Origin of the sequence: Gallibacterium salpingitidis, assembly GCF_030517105.1 — a bacterium.
Lineage (GTDB): Bacteria > Pseudomonadota > Gammaproteobacteria > Enterobacterales > Pasteurellaceae > Gallibacterium > Gallibacterium salpingitidis.
Genome location: NZ_CP103875.1, coordinates 2,690,213 through 2,706,858 on the forward strand (window position 1 = coordinate 2,690,213; position 16,646 = coordinate 2,706,858).

Sequence of the window (16,646 nt, forward strand, 5' to 3'; positions counted from 1 at the left end):
CTAAAAAATATCAGCTAAATGAATAGCACCTAAAATAGCAGGTTGTGATGCTCCTGTTACTGCTGGAACATTGCTTGGTCTGTGCTGCATTGTTTGATAAGCCAACCATGCAAAAGCAGCTGCTTCAACAAAATCAATATCAATTCCATAGTGATCGGTAGTGAGAACTTGCCATTGAGGTAGTAGCTTTTGTAAACGTTGCATTAAAAGTTGATTTCTTGCACCACCACCGCAAACCAATAGTTGATAGGTCAGATCTGTAGTGATTTCTGGTAATTGTTGAGCAATTGATTGAGCAGTGAGTTCAAGTAAAGTGGCTTGCACATCGACAGGTTTAATTACAGGAAGTAACGCTAATTTAGTGTCTAGCCACGTTAAATTGAATAACTCTCTGCCTGTGCTTTTTGGTGGTTGTTGAGAAAAATAGGCTTCATTTAAGCAATGTGTTAATAAAGCTTGGTTGATTGAACCTTTGCTTGCCCACTCCCCATTATTATCGAAGTGTTTGCCTTGTTGTCGTTGGATCCAATTATCCAATAATGTGTTTCCTGGACCAGTATCATAGCCAGAGATTGAATCATCTGGCGGGAGTACAGTGATATTACTGATACCACCAATATTCAATACTACTGTAAAACTATCAGATTTTGAGAAAAGAGCGTGATGAAAAGCAGGGACTAAAGGAGCACCTTGTCCACCATATGCCATATCTTTACGACGAAAATCGGTGATTGAGGTAATCCCAGTACATGCCGCTAATAAATTGCCATCAACAAGTTGCATCGTGAAAGGGTAATTGCCTTGTGGTGAGTGCCAAATGGTTTGTCCATGACAACCAATTGCTTGAATTTGCATTGCGGGAATCTGATGAGTGTCAAGGATAGTGTTGACTTGCTTGGCGTAGAGTAATGTAAGTTGCTGTTCGATTTCACCTAATTGTTGTAATGTTGTCTGCCCTTGCATTAATTGTGCCAGTTGCTGACGTAGCTGTTCAGGCATTGCTGTAAATTGTTTAGCGACAATTTTTGGTGGCATAACTGAGAAATCTACTACAGTGGTATCAATGCCATCTAGGCTCGTTCCTGACATTATTCCAATATACAGCGAATGAGTCATGAGTAAGTCCTTATTTTAATAAATCCTCATTTTTTACATGATTCCATTTCCCTAATTTTTTATCAATATATTGAAAATATTCATTAGTAAATGTCCCCTGTATGCAAGTTAGTTTATCTCTACGAAAGTTTACAGACTTTCCTTCTAAAGCTTTATTCAAACAAGTAGGACCTGTTAACTGAAATACACCACCATCAATCTTACGTTTTTCAATATTATCAATAATAATGTCAAGAGTTTGCTTTAGAAAGTCATTCTCTTTTTTACTTGCCATAAAGAAATTAGTATAAAGGTTTCGACGTTTAATAAGCACTTCAGTATCATTTTCTTTAATAATACTACTAAGGTTCCATACGAGTTGACCATCAATATCAATGTAAATACCACCTTCTTTATATAAAGTGAAAATTCGCCAGAAATCAGCCTGAGCTGCACCATCAGTCAGCTTGGAATAAGCGTCAAAAATTCGTTGATCTGAATTTTCTTTAATAAAAATTTCTCTTTGCTCTGTACTTACATAACGGTAGTCATAATTTAATGATAAAAGTCTATTAAATAAATAATTACAATACACAGGTAAGCTGACTTTATTACTATAATTCGTTTGCCAAATTGTTCTAGGAATACATTGAGAAGTATTTGATTTAATTAATGCAGGACTAAATTCAGGAATAGTAAAACGTTTATGTGGGAAAATAAAATGGAAAGGATAACTGAGAGTTTTAATAGTGTTACCTAATAAACGTTCCAATGTATTAGAAATAATAATAAGAATGTTTTGAAATTTCATAGGAAATCCACCAATAATTTTAAAGATGAAAAATTTTGATATTTATATCAACGAATTAAGGTAATTACAATAAAAAGATAGGCAATAAAAAAGCTATGAATAGAGAGTGAAAGTAACAGGTATTGGTGGGCGATACCGGTCTCGAACCAGTGACCCCCTCCTTGTAAGGGAGGTGCTCTCCCAACTGAGCTAATCGCCCGAATGATCTATTCGTTGCTATTAACAATATGGTGGGCGATACCGGTCTCGAACCAGTGACCCCCTCCTTGTAAGGGAGGTGCTCTCCCAACTGAGCTAATCGCCCACATTGTTAATTTTGGGTGATTGTCATAAGTGGTGGGCGATACCGGTCTCGAACCAGTGACCCCCTCCTTGTAAGGGAGGTGCTCTCCCAACTGAGCTAATCGCCCTTATGACAAAAACAAAATATGGTGGGCGATACCGGTCTCGAACCAGTGACCCCCTCCTTGTAAGGGAGGTGCTCTCCCAACTGAGCTAATCGCCCACATTTTGTGTTCGACGCATTATAATTATAATTTATGGTCAGTCAATCGCTTTTTGTCGCTTTGGCATTAATTGTTGTAAAAGTAAGCATAAATCCGAACTTTTTGTTAAGAATATCGCTAACTCGTAGTAAAATGAGCGCGTTTTTTTGACATTAATTAAGAAGAATAGGCAAGTTCAATGGAAATCAAAAGTTTATTTAATTTAGATCCTAATGTGAAAGTGCGTACTCGTTTTGCACCAAGTCCAACTGGTTATCTACATGTTGGTGGTGCGAGAACAGCACTTTATTCTTGGTTGTATGCAAAACATAATCAAGGTGAATTTGTATTACGTATTGAAGATACTGATTTGGAGCGTTCAACGCAGCAAGCAACAGATGCTATTTTAGATAGTATGGCGTGGTTAGGGCTTTCTTGGGAACATGGGCCATATTATCAAACCAAACGTTTTGACCGTTATAATGAAGTCATTGATCAAATGTTAGAACAAGGGTTGGCATATCGTTGTTACTGTAGCAAAGAACGTTTAGAAGCATTGCGTGAAGAACAAGAAAAACATAAAGAAAAACCACGTTATGATCGCCATTGCTTACACGATCATAGTCATGACCCAAGTGAACCTCATGTGGTGCGTTTTAAAAATCCAACGGAAGGTTCAGTTATTTTTGAAGATGCAGTACGTGGCAAAATTGAAATTAGTAACGGCGAATTAGATGATTTAATTATCCGCCGTACTGATGGTTCACCAACTTACAATTTCTGTGTGGTGGTTGATGATTGGGATATGGGAATTACGCATGTTATTCGTGGTGAAGATCATATTAACAATACCCCACGTCAAATTAATATTTTAAAAGCATTAAATGCACCAATTCCGCAATATGCTCACGTTTCGATGATTTTAGGTGATGATGGGCAAAAACTCTCAAAACGCCATGGTGCGGTTAGCGTAATGCAATATCGTGATGAGGGATATTTGCCAGAAGCGTTATTAAATTACCTAGTTCGTTTAGGTTGGGGACATGGCGATCAAGAAGTTTTCTCAATTGAGGAAATGATTGAATATTTCGATATTCATGGCGTAAGTCGCTCTGCAAGTGCATTTAATACGGAAAAATTATTATGGTTGAATCACCATTACATTCGTGAGTTACCGGCAGAAAAAGTGGCGAGTTATCTTGAATGGCATATGCAGGATCAACAAATCAATACAGAGAATGGTCCAGCATTAACTGAAATTGTCAAAGCATTAGGTGAACGTTGCAAAACATTAAAAGAGATGGCTGCAGCGAGTCGTTATTTCTTTGAGGATTTCAGTGAATTTGATGAAGCTGCAGTGAAGAAACATTTTAAAGCTGCTGCAATCGAACCATTACAAAAGGTATTAGAGAAATTACGCGCATTACCAGAATGGGACGGACACGCTATCCATCAACAAATTGAAGATACTGCTGCAGAACTTGAAGTAGGAATGGGTAAAGTAGGTATGCCATTACGTGTTGCAGTAACAGGTGCTGGTCAATCACCATCTTTGGATATTACGATGCAATTAATCGGTCGTGATCGCTGCTTAACTAGAATTCGACAAGCTATTGAGTTTATTGAAAATAAAGTAGCATCAGCCCAATAGGTGTTTAATAGTTAGCCAAAAAGTGGAGGCCTCTCGCTTTTTGGCTAAATTACATTGACATCAGTAACTGCGACAATTAATATTAGCAGCGACCTATCTTGTGGGGATATAGCTCAGTTGGGAGAGCGCTTGAATGGCATTCAAGAGGTCGTCGGTTCGATCCCGATTATCTCCACCACTTCAATCTTATTTAAATTTCCCTTTCACTAATCAACATAATTTTTCATTGCTAATGCTTAATCACTGCTAGCATTGCTAATACTTTTGCTTTATTCTTGCAATTCTATTTTTGGTCCGACTATCTCAATAGCCGTTAGCTTTTTTATCAAAATAAGGAGCCTTAAATCAGTGGAAAAAACTGTCCTCAATCCTAAACTTCAAGCTGTTTCAAGTAACGCTGATACTATTCGTGAAGCCTGCAATATTAATTATTGGGGAATGAATTATTACAATGTGGATGAGAATGGTGAAATTTATGTTTGCCCTAATCCTGAAAAACCAACCAATAAAGTGTCGTTAGCTAAATTAGCTGAACAAATGCAACAACAAGGCGCACGACTGCCTACTCTGTTTTGTTTTCCTCAAATTATTCAACACCGATTACGTTCTATTAATGCTGCTTTTGCACAAGCAAGAGAGGAGTTCGGTTATGAGGGAAATTACTTTTTGGTGTACCCAATCAAAGTAAATCAATATCGTCGTATTATTGAATCTTTAATTACTTCAGGACAGCCGCTCGGATTAGAGGCAGGCTCTAAAGCTGAATTAATGGCAGTACTAGCACATGCTGGTCAGACAAAGACTGTGATTGTCTGTAATGGGTATAAGGATCGTGAGTATATCCGTTTTGCTTTAATGGGAGAAAAACTAGGACATAAAGTCTATTTGGTGATTGAGAAAATTTCTGAGATTTTCTTAGTGTTAGAAGAGTCAAAGAAATTGAATGTGCGTCCTCGTTTGGGGGTACGTGCAAGGTTAGCATCGCAAGGCTCAGGAAAATGGCAATCATCAGGTGGTGAAAAATCAAAATTTGGCTTGTCTGCGTCGCAAGTATTAGAGTTAGTTAATTTATTAAAAGAGCAATCCAGTTTAGATTGTTTGCAATTATTACATTTCCATTTAGGTTCTCAACTCGGCAATATTCGTGATGTGGCGACAGGTGTTCGTGAAAGCGCACGTTTTTACGTTGAGTTACATCGTTTAGGCGTTAATATTCAATGTTTTGATGTCGGTGGTGGTCTAGGTGTTGATTATGATGGTAATCGTACCGAATCAGATTGCTCTGTAAATTACGGCTTACGTGAATATGCAGAAACTGTTGTTTGGGGAATTGGGCAAGCGTGTCGTGAACATAATTTGCCTCATCCAACGATTATTACTGAATCAGGTCGTGCAGTAACGGCGCATCACGCAGTATTGGTATCCAACGTAATCGGGGTTGAACGGTATTTACCAACGGAATTATCAGCACCAAAAGAAAATGATCCTCGAGTCTTGCATAGTATGTGGGAAACGTGGACAGATATTTTATCATCACGTGAAAAACGTTCTTTGCGCAGTTGGATTCACGAAAGCCAATTTGACCTTTCTGATGTGCATAATCAATACAATGTTGGGTTAATTAATTTAGAGCAACGAGCTTGGGCAGAGCAATTATATTTAAATATTTGTCATGAAGTTGGCGAATTATTTAGTGAACGCCATCGCTCACATCGTACTATTATTGATGAATTACAAGAGCGTTTTGCAGACAAACTCTATGTTAATTTCTCTTTGTTCCAATCATTACCTGATGCGTGGGGAATCGATCAACTGTTTCCAGTTTGCCCATTAACACAATTAAATGAGCCAGTCAGCCGTCGTGCGGTATTGTTGGATATTACTTGTGATTCCGATGGTACGATTGATCATTATATTGATGGCGATGGTATTACCACTACAATGCCGATGCCGAATTATTCTGTAGATAACCCACCATTAGTTGGTTTCTTTATGGTAGGGGCTTATCAAGAAATTTTAGGTAATATGCACAACCTATTTGGCGACACTACGACTATTGATATAGTGTTAGATGAACAAGGTGCAGTGAAAGTATTGGCACATGATGCAGGCAATACGGTAGCGGATATGCTGCATTATGTTTACTTAGATCCGAAGCAATTAATTGCACGTTATCGTGAGCAAATAGAGCATTCAACTTTACCTGCATCAGAAGCCTTGCAATTCTTAAAAGAATTAGAAGAAGGGTTGAACGGTTACACCTATTTGGAAGAAGAGTAGCGCATAGGGGCATCATATGTTTAATACATTAGGTCATAAAGAAGATATTTCATTAGTTTCTAATAATTTTGGTTTTCTACGCTTACCCGTTAATTTTATGCCGCAACAGAGTGATGCCGATTGGGTTATCACAGGTGTTCCTTTTGATGCTTCTGTTTCTGGTCGTTCGGGTACACGCTTTGGCGCAGAAGCGATACGTCGTGCTTCGGTTAATTTAGCGTGGGAACATTGTCGCTTTCCATGGAATTTTGATGTACGTGAACGGCTTAATATTGTGGATTGCGGAGATCTTGTTTATTCGTATGGCGACAACCAAGATTTTGTAGAGCAATTAGAAGCACATACAACCTCTTTATTACAAGCAGGAAAACGTTGTTTAACCTTGGGTGGTGATCATTTTATTACTTTGCCATTATTGCGCGCGCATGCAAAACATTTTGGTAAGTTAGCGATGATCCATTTTGATGCTCATACCGATACTTATGAGAATGGTAGCCGATATGATCACGGTACAATGTTTTATCACGCTCCTAAAGAAGGCTTAATTGATCCTAAACATTCAGTACAAATTGGTATTCGTACTGAATATGATCACCATTTGGATTTCACCGTATTAGACGCGCCGTTAGTCAATGATTTAAGTGTTGCTGAAGTAGTGGCAAGAATTAAACAGACAGTGGGAACAGAGCTACCTGTTTATTTAACCTTTGATATTGATTGCTTAGATCCAGCCTATGCACCTGGTACGGGAACACCAGTTTGCGGTGGTTTAACTACGGATAAAGCCTTGAAAATCTTACGTGGTTTAGCTGATGTTAATATTGTAGGTATGGATGTAGTTGAAGTTTCTCCAGCCTATGATCAATCTGATATTACTGCGTTAGCAGGTGCAACCATTGCCTTGGAAATGTTGTATTTGCAAGGAAGTAAATTGTAGTAGGGCATATTGTATCAATTTTCCTTTTTCTTAATTAAGCATTTAAAGTACGTTTATCTTATGTTGGATCAAAGTAAACGTACTTTATTTATATAGTGCTATTATTTGTACAAATAATCTTTTAACCTGTATTGGTTATTTCAGTAGTGAAATTAGAAATAATAAAGACAGATAGTTGATGAGATTTTTTATCTCTAAATTTAGCTTCTTAAAGGAGAAACTAACTAATGAAAAAGCTCTTTTTATGCTCCTATTTTGCAGGAGTTAGTGATCTGTTTTTAGATTTTGCTGGAGAGAATTTACAGGGCAAATCTGTGCTATTTATACCAACTGTAGTGATCCACTAATTTAACAGTCCCTGATAGGTTGTTTTGCTAAAACGGGTGGTAATCCCTGATTGTAAGCATGAGGACGAACGGTATTATAATAAAATACATAATTCTTAATGTCCTCCTTCGCTGCCGACAACGAGTCATACCCCTCTTTTAACATCCATTCATATTTAAAACGTCTAAACCAACGCTCCATCGGCGCATTATCCCAACAATTACCTCGACGACTCATACTCTGGATTAATCCATGACGTTTCACACATTGCGTAAAGGGATAATTCCGATAAACACTCCCTTGGTCTGAATGAAATATCATCTCTTTTGTCCTTGCTGTCGTTAGCATCGCATGATTTAATGCCTCTACCACTAAATCTGCATTATGCTCTCTTTGCAATCGCCAACCGACTACTTGACGATGAGCTAAATTCAGCACAACTGCAAGATAATGCCATTCTCCATTCACCTTAAGATAGGTTGTATCACCACACAATACGGTGGTCTGGGAATCTGGAGTAAATTGGCGGTTTAACAGATGATTAAATGGCATCGTTTGTCCCTCAGCAAATGGATAAGAATAACGTTTCTTCGGTTGTTTACTCTCTAAGCCTTGTTGCTTCATCAATTTACGGATAAGCGCCAATCCTACCTCAATCCCTTTATGCTGTAATCTCGCTTTCAATGTCCGTTTACCCGCTGAACCTAGACTTTCATCAAATAATGCCTTTATTTCTAATGATAAACGTCCATATTTGTTTGGCTTGCTACCCTGTCTTAACTGGGCATAATAGGCACTTTCTGATACCTCAAACAACGCACACACCCGTTTGATACCATACGATTTTAATGCCTTTATCGCTTGGTAGCGACGTTGTCGAGAGACATAAAAATCGCTGTAGCCTTTTTTAGGATTTCTTTGTCCTCCTCGAGTATTTTTATCCGTTTCTCCAGTTCCCGTATGCGTTGTTGTTCAGGAGATATAGGCTTGCTGCCTGGTAATACATAACCTTGTTGTTCTGCTTGTACTTGTTTTACCCAACGACGTAATGCCGTTTCTCCTATCCCTAATTCCAAGCACGCTTGTGGGATGGAATAACCTTGTTCGGTCACCAATTTTACTGCTGCAGCTTTATATTCTGGGCTAAATGTTCTTCTCATTAAATTGTCCTCTTTTTGTGATAATACCTAAATAGGAAAAGCAAAGCCCACCAGCAAAGAATATAATTTAGCTGATGGAAAAGGATTTTATTTGCGTATGTCCTTAATCATTGGATTGTACTACTACAGGCTTTTTTTGTCTCAAAAACACTATACATAAATCCCCTTATGAGAATGAACCACTTTTTGAAGTTCCCGATAATTGGCAATTTGTTACTTTAAGCTCCATTTTTCAGCATAATACTGGTAAAGCACTAAATTCAGCAAATAGAGAGGGGGAGCTACTTGATTACATTACCACCTCTAATCTCTATTGGGGACATTTTGATTTAACAAATATAAAAAAAATGTTTTTTAAAGCATCTGAATTGGAAAAATATACTGTAAGAAAAGGTGATTTACTCGTTTGTGAAGGTGGAGATGTAGGTAGATCTGCAATTTGGAATTACGATTACTCTATTTGTATACAAAATCATATTCATAGATTACGACCAAAATATACTCTCAATATCACATTCTTTTTTTATGTGTTTATGTATTATAAAAATAAAAATTTAATTGGCGGTAAAGGAATAGGATTACAAGGTTTATCTAGTAGAGAATTAGCAAAAATATTACTACCCCTTCCTCCACTAGCCGAACAACAACGCATAGTCAAAGAAGTTGAAAAATGGTTTGCGGTAATTGATCAACTTGAAAAAGATAAAATTGACTTAGCACAAGCTATCAAACAAGCAAAAAGCAAAATCCTTGATCTTGCTATTCGAGGAAAGTTACTTGCACAAGATCCGAATGACGAGCCAGCAGAGAAGCTATTAAAACGCATTAATCCAAACTGGACACCTATGGGTAATTCACATTATCCGAAAATGCCTTTTGAACTGCCTAAGGGGTGGGTTTGGTGTAAATTACAAGATGTTTCTATAAACGAATTAGGTAAAACACTAGATAAATCCAAAAATACTGGTAAATTTTATGACTACTTATGCTCAGTAAATGTGAAATGGGGACATATTGATTTATCTCTTTTAAAAAAAATGAGATTAGAAGAACACGAAAAAGAAAGATATCGTGTAAAAAAGGGCGATTTGTTAATCTGTGAAGGCGGAGATGTTGGTCGTTCAGCAATTTGTAATTTTGATAAAGAAATATACTATCAGAATGCACTGCATAGAGTAAGATTTAAAAATAATATAAAAACTGAGTTTTATTTTTATGTACTATGGCTTTATAAAGAAAAATCATGGATTGATGATGTTAGTAGTGGAGTCACCATCAAACATTTTACTCAAAATTCGATTAATAAATTGATTTTCCCCTTTCCCCCACTAGCCGAGCAACAACGTATAGTTGAGAAAATAGAAATATTATTTACCGAATTAGATAATATTCAACATCATTTAAAGTAATATAAGATCGGATATGTAATCCGATCTTATAAATTAGTTTTACCAATCCACAATACGATCAACTAATTGCTGTTGTTCGCTTGCGGTACGGCGTAAATAAATACGCGTAGTTTCGATACTTTCGTGTCCCATTAAATCGGCTAGCAATGCAATATCATTAAATTTTTCTAAGAAATTTTTTGCAAACCGATGACGAAAAGAATGGGGATAAATCACGTTTTTATTTAGATTATATTTCTCAGCAAAATATTTAAGTTGTATTGCGATTCCTCGTGTTGTAATGCGATAACCATAGCGATTTAAAAACAAATAACCAGATGAAATTTGCTTTCTTTTTATCCATTCTAGGGCTTCTATACGTAAACATTTTGGAATGTATAACCGTCTGATTTTTCCGCCTTTAGAGTAAATATCTAAGTATCCAATCTGTAAATGTTCTGCTTTGATTTGTAATAACTCACTGACCCTTGCACCTGTTGCTGTCATAAACCAAACAACAAAATACCAATCAATATAGTTATCCTTTTTAAGTGAGGATTTTAAAAATTGATAATCGGCGTTGCTGATCACATTTTCGATAAAATTTTTCTGTTGAACTTTAATAAATTTAAGTTTTAACTTATCTTTTTTTATAAATTCAAGATATTTATTAATAGCTTGCAATCTTAAATTAACCGTTTGAGGTTTAAAATTTTCAATTAAATAACCTTTATAAGCTAATAAGTTAGCGTGTTTTATTTCATTATAATGTTTAAAAAAATACTTTATTGTCCATAGATAAGAACTTATAGTATTTTCAGAGAGATTTTGTTTTTGTAGATAATGTTTAAAGTTGTTTTCCATTTTAAATTCCATTGTAGTTAATAGGAAAATAAATCATAACGTATTAATAACGATAAAATTTTATTAACTACAATGGAAAATCTATCTTAGACTTCTAACATTGTTTGTATGCGATCTAATTCTGAAAATAATTGCTCAATTTTCTCAACTATGCGTTGTTGTTCATTTAAAGAAGGAATCAAAAACAAAAAATTTTTCAAATCACTATAATGTCTAGCATAACCCTTATGTTTTATTTTATTACTTGCATTCATTATAAGAAAATAGGAAAACTTAGGATTGATTTTAGAAGTAATTATTTTTACTCCATCTGCACCTACAATAAAAGGAAAATTAACAAATTTAACTACTTTAGTGTGATCTCCAAAAATTATGATAGGAATTGATACTTGAGAAAACAGCTTTGTTTTATTATTACTATATCCTTCAATATGTTTAGAACTTTGGCTAATTACAGGATATTTTCCTGTTGTATTAATATCTTTTTGGTAAATCTGAAATGGTGTTGATGCAATATTACTAAATAATGAATCGAATTCACAAACCGCCCAACCCTTAGGCAGTTCAAAAGGCATTTTCGGATAATGTGAATTATCCATAGGCGTCCAGTTTGGATTAATGCGTTTTAATAGCTTTTCTGCTGGCTCATCATTCGGATCTTGTGCAAGTAACTTTCCTCGAATAGCAAGATCAAGGATTTTGCTTTTTGCTTGTTTGATAGCTTGTGCTAAGTCAATTTTATCTTTTTCAAGTTGCTCAATTACCGCAAACCATTTTTCAACTTCTTTGACTATGCGTTGTTGTTCAGCTAGTGGGGGAAGGGGAAAATTAAAGTTTTTTAATATATCTAGTGGTGGAATATTTTTAATTGCCGTCCCTTTACTTTCTTTATATGCTTCTATTTTCAATATAAAATCAAAATAAATAAGATAAAAATCCTCAATATTTCTATCAAAAAGCCTAATTAGCATTAACGCTTGATTAATAATTCCAACTGGTGCATTTTCAGATAATACATAGGTTTCTCCGATAGTACCTGCACAACTAACAATAATATCAAAAGGTTTTATTGCAAACCCTTTTAAAGACTCATATTTTTCTTTTGTAATATAGTATTCGCCTATATTTTCATTTTTTTTGGATAGCATTTTTCTGCTCATAAACTTTGTAATTATCACTTGCTTTAGGAACAAACATTGATTTTGTTAAACTACTACCAAATGGTCCTTTCTTGTAAAATGCAATATCATCAAGCCTACACCAAACCCACCCCTTAGGCAGTTCAAAAGGGGGCTCATTCTGATAAGGGGATTTATCTGTAGTAATTTCTTTCTTACTTTTTCTTTTTTTTATTGTCAGAAAGTGATCGCTCTTTTTCGGCTTTAATACGTTCGAGCAATACTGAAGCTGGTTCGTCATTTGGATCTTGTTCCACTAATTTACCACGAATAGCGAGATCAAGAATTTTTTGGCGTAGAATTTTAGTATCCATTATTCTTTGATCCCTGCTAGCAATTTTTGTAATTGTGCGGCTGATTGGCTAATCGCTTCGCTTTTGTCTTTAATGGTTAGCATTAACTCGGCTAGTGAGAGATTTTCTGTTTCATCAATTTGCTTAATCCAAGTAATGTCAAGACTCGTTTTATCTCTTGCAAAAATTTCCTCTACGCTATACTTTCTCCAACGTCCATTTGGGTTATTTTCATTGTGATAAGTTTCTGTTCGTTTATTGATATTTTCTGCGTGATAACATTGCACAAATTCATCTAAATGATGACGTTGCATTGGGTTTGTCGCGAGAGTATGTTTAATATCAGTGCGGTAATCGAAAAACCAAATATTTTCTGTTGGTGTACCTTTATTAAAAAAGAGCACGTTCGCTTTCACGCCTTGTGCATAAAAAATGCCAGTAGGTAGGCGTAATATTGTGTGTAGATCAAACTCTTGTAAGAGCTTTTTGCGGATTGCTTCCCCTGCGCCACCTTCAAATAAAACGTTATCAGGTAGCACTACCGCCGCACGTCCACCATTTTTTAGACTCAACATAATGTGTTGCAGGAAATTGAGCTGATTATTTTTAGTTTCTACATAAAAATCATCTCGATTAATATCAACTGAACCCGATGGTCTTGTGCCAAACGGTGGATTTGCCAATACAATATCAACTAACTCAGTCGGTGCTTTTTCTAATGAGTCTTGACATATAATTGGGCTACGTTCTGTGCCAATTCCTCTTAAATAGAGGTTCATTGAGGCAAGCGTAACAACAAGTGGTGTGTTATCAAAACCGTGCAACGCTTGATGACGTAAGAAATCTCGCTTAGCTTTATCTTGAGACTGGGATTTCATATAGTCATACGCAGCTAATAAAAATCCGCCTGTTCCACACGCTGGATCACAGATAGTTTCTGTAATTCTAGGTTGTACCACTTCGACAATGGTTTGAATGAGCGAGCGTGGGGTAAAATATTGCCCTGCTCCGCTCTTTTTATCCTGTCCATTTTTCTCTAAAATGCTTTCATAGATTGCCCCTTTTAGATCGCCGTCCATTACCAGCCATTGTTCTTCGTCAATCAATGAAATCACTTTTTTTAGATAAACAGGCTTATCAATTTTATTTTGTGCTTTGGTGTAAATCGTACCGATAAGATTATCTTCTTCACTCAATTTTTTTAGTGTAATTTCATATTGTGAAATAAGCTCTAATCCGTCTAACTCAATTAAATCTTTCCATTGATACCCTTGTGGAATAGCTGATTTTTCACCTAAAAGACGTTCATTTTCATCGTCCATTTTTAAAAATAGCAAATAGGTAAGCTGGGTAATATAATCGGTAAAGCCGATTCCCTGTCCTGACAAGGTTGTCGCTAATGTCCACACTTTTTTGGTTAAAGAGGTTTCGTTATTTGTTATTTTTTTTGACGTATTATTTTTTGACATAGTATTTTATGCTGCTGAGTTAGTTAATAAGAAATTTGAAAGTGAATAAAGTGCTTCATTCGCACTTTTTATATCGCCACAGATTTGGCTTAATTGTGCGGCTTTGATCTGATCGTACTCACGCAGATCGCTAAATGAATAAGCACCATTAGAGGCGATATAGTTCACAACGACACGAAAAACATCCTTTTGTTGTTCAGAAAGTTGTAGCTGAGTCTTTCCATACCACAAATTAAACATTCTTTGTGCCATCGGATAAATGCTTTGTAATTGCGAAATTTGTTGGAAAGCGTAACGAACGAGTTGGATAATATTAGTTAAGGCTTCACACTCATCTTTATTAGATAATGGTTTAACTTGATTGGAATTTTGTAAGGCGTACGCATTCCATAATTGTAGTGAATTAAAGCGATTGTTGGCTTGTTTTAATTGTTGGATAAGATCACTTAACAGTAGATAAGAGAGAGGTTCGCCTGTATTATTATAAATAATCCTTAATGCTTCAATCTCATCTTTGTGTTCAAAACAATATTTTTCAAATGCTGTCGTAGTATTTTTGGCTTCCTCAATAGAAAAACCTTTGCTAATAAGCTGATCATTGGCATTCAATAAAGTATGTACAAATCCAGCGTTTAAGATCAAGAGTAACTCTCTCGCTTTTGGGTTGTAAGTCAATTTACTAACCAACGCTTTGCGTTCAGTATTACTCTCGTTTATATCTTTATATGGTGGTAGTGTTTTATCCGCAAGAGCATTAAAAATATTTCTGGCTAAGTCCAACATATCTATGCCAGACAAGTCAATAAATTCTTTTCTTTGTTTGGACGTACTTTTATTGCCAATACGAGATAGACGAGAAGCAAGCAAATGTAACTTTTCATCACTTAAATTGCCGTGCGTAATTAATTCCAGCAGTTTACTTAACGTAATAACGGAATTTGTTGGGTTATTTTGTAGTGATTTAGTATTTTTTTCGTGTTCCGTTACCCCAACGGCATCAACTAAAAAGAAGTGATCTTTACTATGTGCATTTGGTGTGACAGTACGAAGTTGATCATCATTGATGGTGCGAACCCCTCTGCCTTTCATCTGAATATACAAAGCTTCAGAGGCAACATCACGCATAAACAATAACACTTCTAATGGCTTGATATCTGTACCTGTGGCAACCAGTGTACAAGTAACCGCAATGCGAAATTTTTTATCATTGCGAAAATTTCTGATTAGTTGATCACTGTCTTTTGCTGAATAGGTAATTTTTTGAACAAAATCATCGTCCGTTCGATTAAATACCTCTTTAGCAATCTCAACAATATTTGTAGCGTGCTGTTCATTTAACGCAAAAATTAATGTTTTTGGTAAATAATCAAAATCTGCCTCACGAGGCGGATCAATAAACATTTCGCTATAAACCGCATCTCGATAAGTTTCTAAAACGAGTCTAATTTGTGCGGGATTAACGACACTTCGGTTTAATTCCTCTTTGGTATAAGACCTATCCTCTACTGCAAAAATCGTTTTTTCTTTACCTGTATAGCGTATTTCCTCTCTAACTTTTTCGCCTTTGGCAATCGTACCACCATTTTCACTGATTTCGGTTTTTATTCGATAAATACGACTATCTACATTAATGCCATCAATGATAGATTGTTCTAAAGTGTAATTGACTACGCAATTCTTATTGAAAAATGCCAGCGTTTCAGGCTGTGGTGTCGCCGTTAGACCAATTAAATTAGCAGATGAGAAATAGTCTAAAACCGATTTCCAATTGCCATAAATTGAACGATGACATTCATCAATAATAATTAAATCAAAAAAATCAGGCGGAAGTTGCGGATGTTGAGGAATAACAATCTCACAATCCTCATTAGCATAACCCTCATATTCGTCATTATCCTCAAAGTCCTCGCCTTTTAGTAAAGAAAATAGACGTTGGATAGTTGAAATTATCACATTTGCATTGGGTATTTTGGCAGAACGTAATCTTTCTACGCTAAAAATAGTATTAAAAGGTTCGCCATTTTCAGTTAAACGGAATGTCGCAAACTCAGCCTCAGCTTGTCGCCCGAGATTATTGCGATCAACTAAAAATAAAACTCGCCGAACAGGTGTATAAGCTAATAAACGATAAGCCGCCATACAAGCTGTATAGGTTTTTCCTGCACCTGTCGCCAACACCATCAAAGCTCGTTTATGGTTATTGCGGAAACTTTCCTCTAATGCCGAAATAGCTTCATACTGGCAATTTCGTAATCCTTTTTCTGCTAAAAAAGGTAGTCCAGCATACGGATCGTTGATGCCCAACATCTTGCAAATTTCTTTGGGTGAATGTATCCGATTTAAAGATTCATATTCATTACCATCACTGCGTTTAAACAGCACAAGCTGACCGTTAGATTGGTAAATTAAAGGAAGTGGAATGGAATAGGATTGATAATACTTCGGGACATTAACCACATAATTAGCTGCCTGCTCGCAAACTTTAGCAGAGGTAACATCAATATATTCTGCTTTTGCTTCTAAAATGCCTATCGCTTTTCCTGCGAGAAAAAGCAAATAGTCAGCTTCCATATTTTTCTTTAAAAGCCCCTCTCGAATTGCACAAGCATTGATATTAGGTGAGTAATCTTTACGATCAACCACTTTCCAGCCCGCATTAATAAACATCTGATCGATTTTTACTCGTGCTTTTTCCTCTGGTTTCATAT

At 36.0% G+C, this 16,646-nt stretch carries 13 protein-coding genes and 5 tRNA genes; 5 read left to right on the forward strand and 13 right to left on the reverse strand.

Translation table 11 applies throughout. From position 1 onward, the window contains the following. From NYR30_RS12800 to NYR30_RS12825, 6 genes are all read right to left on the reverse strand, one after another. Complete coding sequence (locus NYR30_RS12800; protein ID WP_302501311.1) at positions 1-1,116, reverse strand: anhydro-N-acetylmuramic acid kinase; 1,116 nt, start codon at positions 1,114-1,116, stop codon at positions 1-3. A 10-nt stretch (positions 1,117-1,126) separates the two neighbouring features. After that, complete coding sequence (locus NYR30_RS12805; RefSeq protein ID WP_302501313.1) at positions 1,127-1,906, reverse strand: glycosyltransferase family 32 protein; 780 nt, start codon at positions 1,904-1,906, stop codon at positions 1,127-1,129. A 123-nt stretch (positions 1,907-2,029) separates the two neighbouring features. Further along, a tRNA-Val gene (locus NYR30_RS12810) sits at positions 2,030-2,105 on the reverse strand. A 29-nt stretch (positions 2,106-2,134) separates the two neighbouring features. Further along, a tRNA-Val gene (locus NYR30_RS12815) sits at positions 2,135-2,210 on the reverse strand. 30 nt (positions 2,211-2,240) lie between these two features. Next, positions 2,241-2,316: transfer RNA gene (locus NYR30_RS12820), tRNA-Val, on the reverse strand. A gap of 19 nt (positions 2,317-2,335) precedes the next feature. Further along, positions 2,336-2,411: transfer RNA gene (locus NYR30_RS12825), tRNA-Val, on the reverse strand. Positions 2,412-2,590: 179 nt separating this feature from the next. On the opposite strand from NYR30_RS12825, the gene gltX reads away from it, so the two are divergent. The 4 genes from gltX to speB all read left to right on the forward strand — a co-directional run bounded on the left by gltX (position 2,591) and on the right by speB (position 7,259). Then, on the forward strand, positions 2,591-4,042 hold the full coding sequence (gene gltX / locus NYR30_RS12830) for a glutamate--tRNA ligase (RefSeq protein ID WP_302501314.1): 1,452 nt from the start codon (positions 2,591-2,593) through the stop codon (positions 4,040-4,042). Between the two features lie 102 nt (positions 4,043-4,144). Continuing rightward, positions 4,145-4,220, forward strand: a tRNA-Ala gene (locus NYR30_RS12835). Between the two features lie 170 nt (positions 4,221-4,390). Beyond that, positions 4,391-6,322 (forward strand): biosynthetic arginine decarboxylase, encoded by a 1,932-nt coding sequence (gene speA / locus NYR30_RS12840; protein ID WP_156536773.1) that lies wholly within the window; start codon positions 4,391-4,393, stop codon positions 6,320-6,322. A 16-nt stretch (positions 6,323-6,338) separates the two neighbouring features. After that, on the forward strand, positions 6,339-7,259 hold the full coding sequence (speB, locus tag NYR30_RS12845) for an agmatinase (protein WP_066109319.1): 921 nt from the start codon (positions 6,339-6,341) through the stop codon (positions 7,257-7,259). A gap of 348 nt (positions 7,260-7,607) precedes the next feature. Here speB and NYR30_RS12850 read toward each other — a convergent pair whose 3' ends face one another. After that, a complete protein-coding gene (locus NYR30_RS12850) occupies positions 7,608-8,444 on the reverse strand; it encodes an IS3 family transposase (protein WP_302502490.1) in 837 nt (278 codons plus the stop codon). After that, positions 8,441-8,746, reverse strand: a complete 306-nt coding sequence (locus tag NYR30_RS12855) for a transposase (RefSeq protein WP_302501315.1) — start codon at positions 8,744-8,746, stop codon at positions 8,441-8,443. The genes NYR30_RS12850 and NYR30_RS12855 overlap by 4 nt, the downstream gene beginning before the upstream one ends. Before the next feature lie 110 nt (positions 8,747-8,856). Between NYR30_RS12855 and NYR30_RS12860 the strand changes: the two genes are divergently transcribed. Further along, a complete protein-coding gene (locus NYR30_RS12860) occupies positions 8,857-10,155 on the forward strand; it encodes a restriction endonuclease subunit S (RefSeq protein WP_066110403.1) in 1,299 nt (432 codons plus the stop codon). 39 nt (positions 10,156-10,194) lie between these two features. Here the strand turns inward: NYR30_RS12860 and NYR30_RS12865 are convergent, their stop codons facing one another. The 5 genes from NYR30_RS12865 to NYR30_RS12885 all read right to left on the reverse strand — a co-directional run bounded on the left by NYR30_RS12865 (position 10,195) and on the right by NYR30_RS12885 (position 16,644). Continuing rightward, complete coding sequence (locus tag NYR30_RS12865) at positions 10,195-10,998, reverse strand: tyrosine-type recombinase/integrase (protein WP_066110405.1); 804 nt, start codon at positions 10,996-10,998, stop codon at positions 10,195-10,197. Between the two features lie 86 nt (positions 10,999-11,084). Next, on the reverse strand, positions 11,085-12,146 hold the full coding sequence (locus tag NYR30_RS12870) for a restriction endonuclease subunit S (RefSeq protein WP_302501316.1): 1,062 nt from the start codon (positions 12,144-12,146) through the stop codon (positions 11,085-11,087). A gap of 185 nt (positions 12,147-12,331) precedes the next feature. After that, entirely contained in the window at positions 12,332-12,490 is a 159-nt protein-coding gene (locus NYR30_RS12875; protein ID WP_302501317.1) for a hypothetical protein, read from the reverse strand. Further along, positions 12,490-13,938, reverse strand: a complete 1,449-nt coding sequence (locus tag NYR30_RS12880; protein WP_066107994.1) for a type I restriction-modification system subunit M — start codon at positions 13,936-13,938, stop codon at positions 12,490-12,492. Before NYR30_RS12880 ends, NYR30_RS12875 begins: the two co-directional genes overlap by 1 nt. A gap of 6 nt (positions 13,939-13,944) precedes the next feature. After that, positions 13,945-16,644, reverse strand: a complete 2,700-nt coding sequence (locus NYR30_RS12885) for a type I restriction endonuclease subunit R (RefSeq protein ID WP_066107996.1) — start codon at positions 16,642-16,644, stop codon at positions 13,945-13,947. Positions 16,645-16,646: the final 2 nt, after the last annotated feature.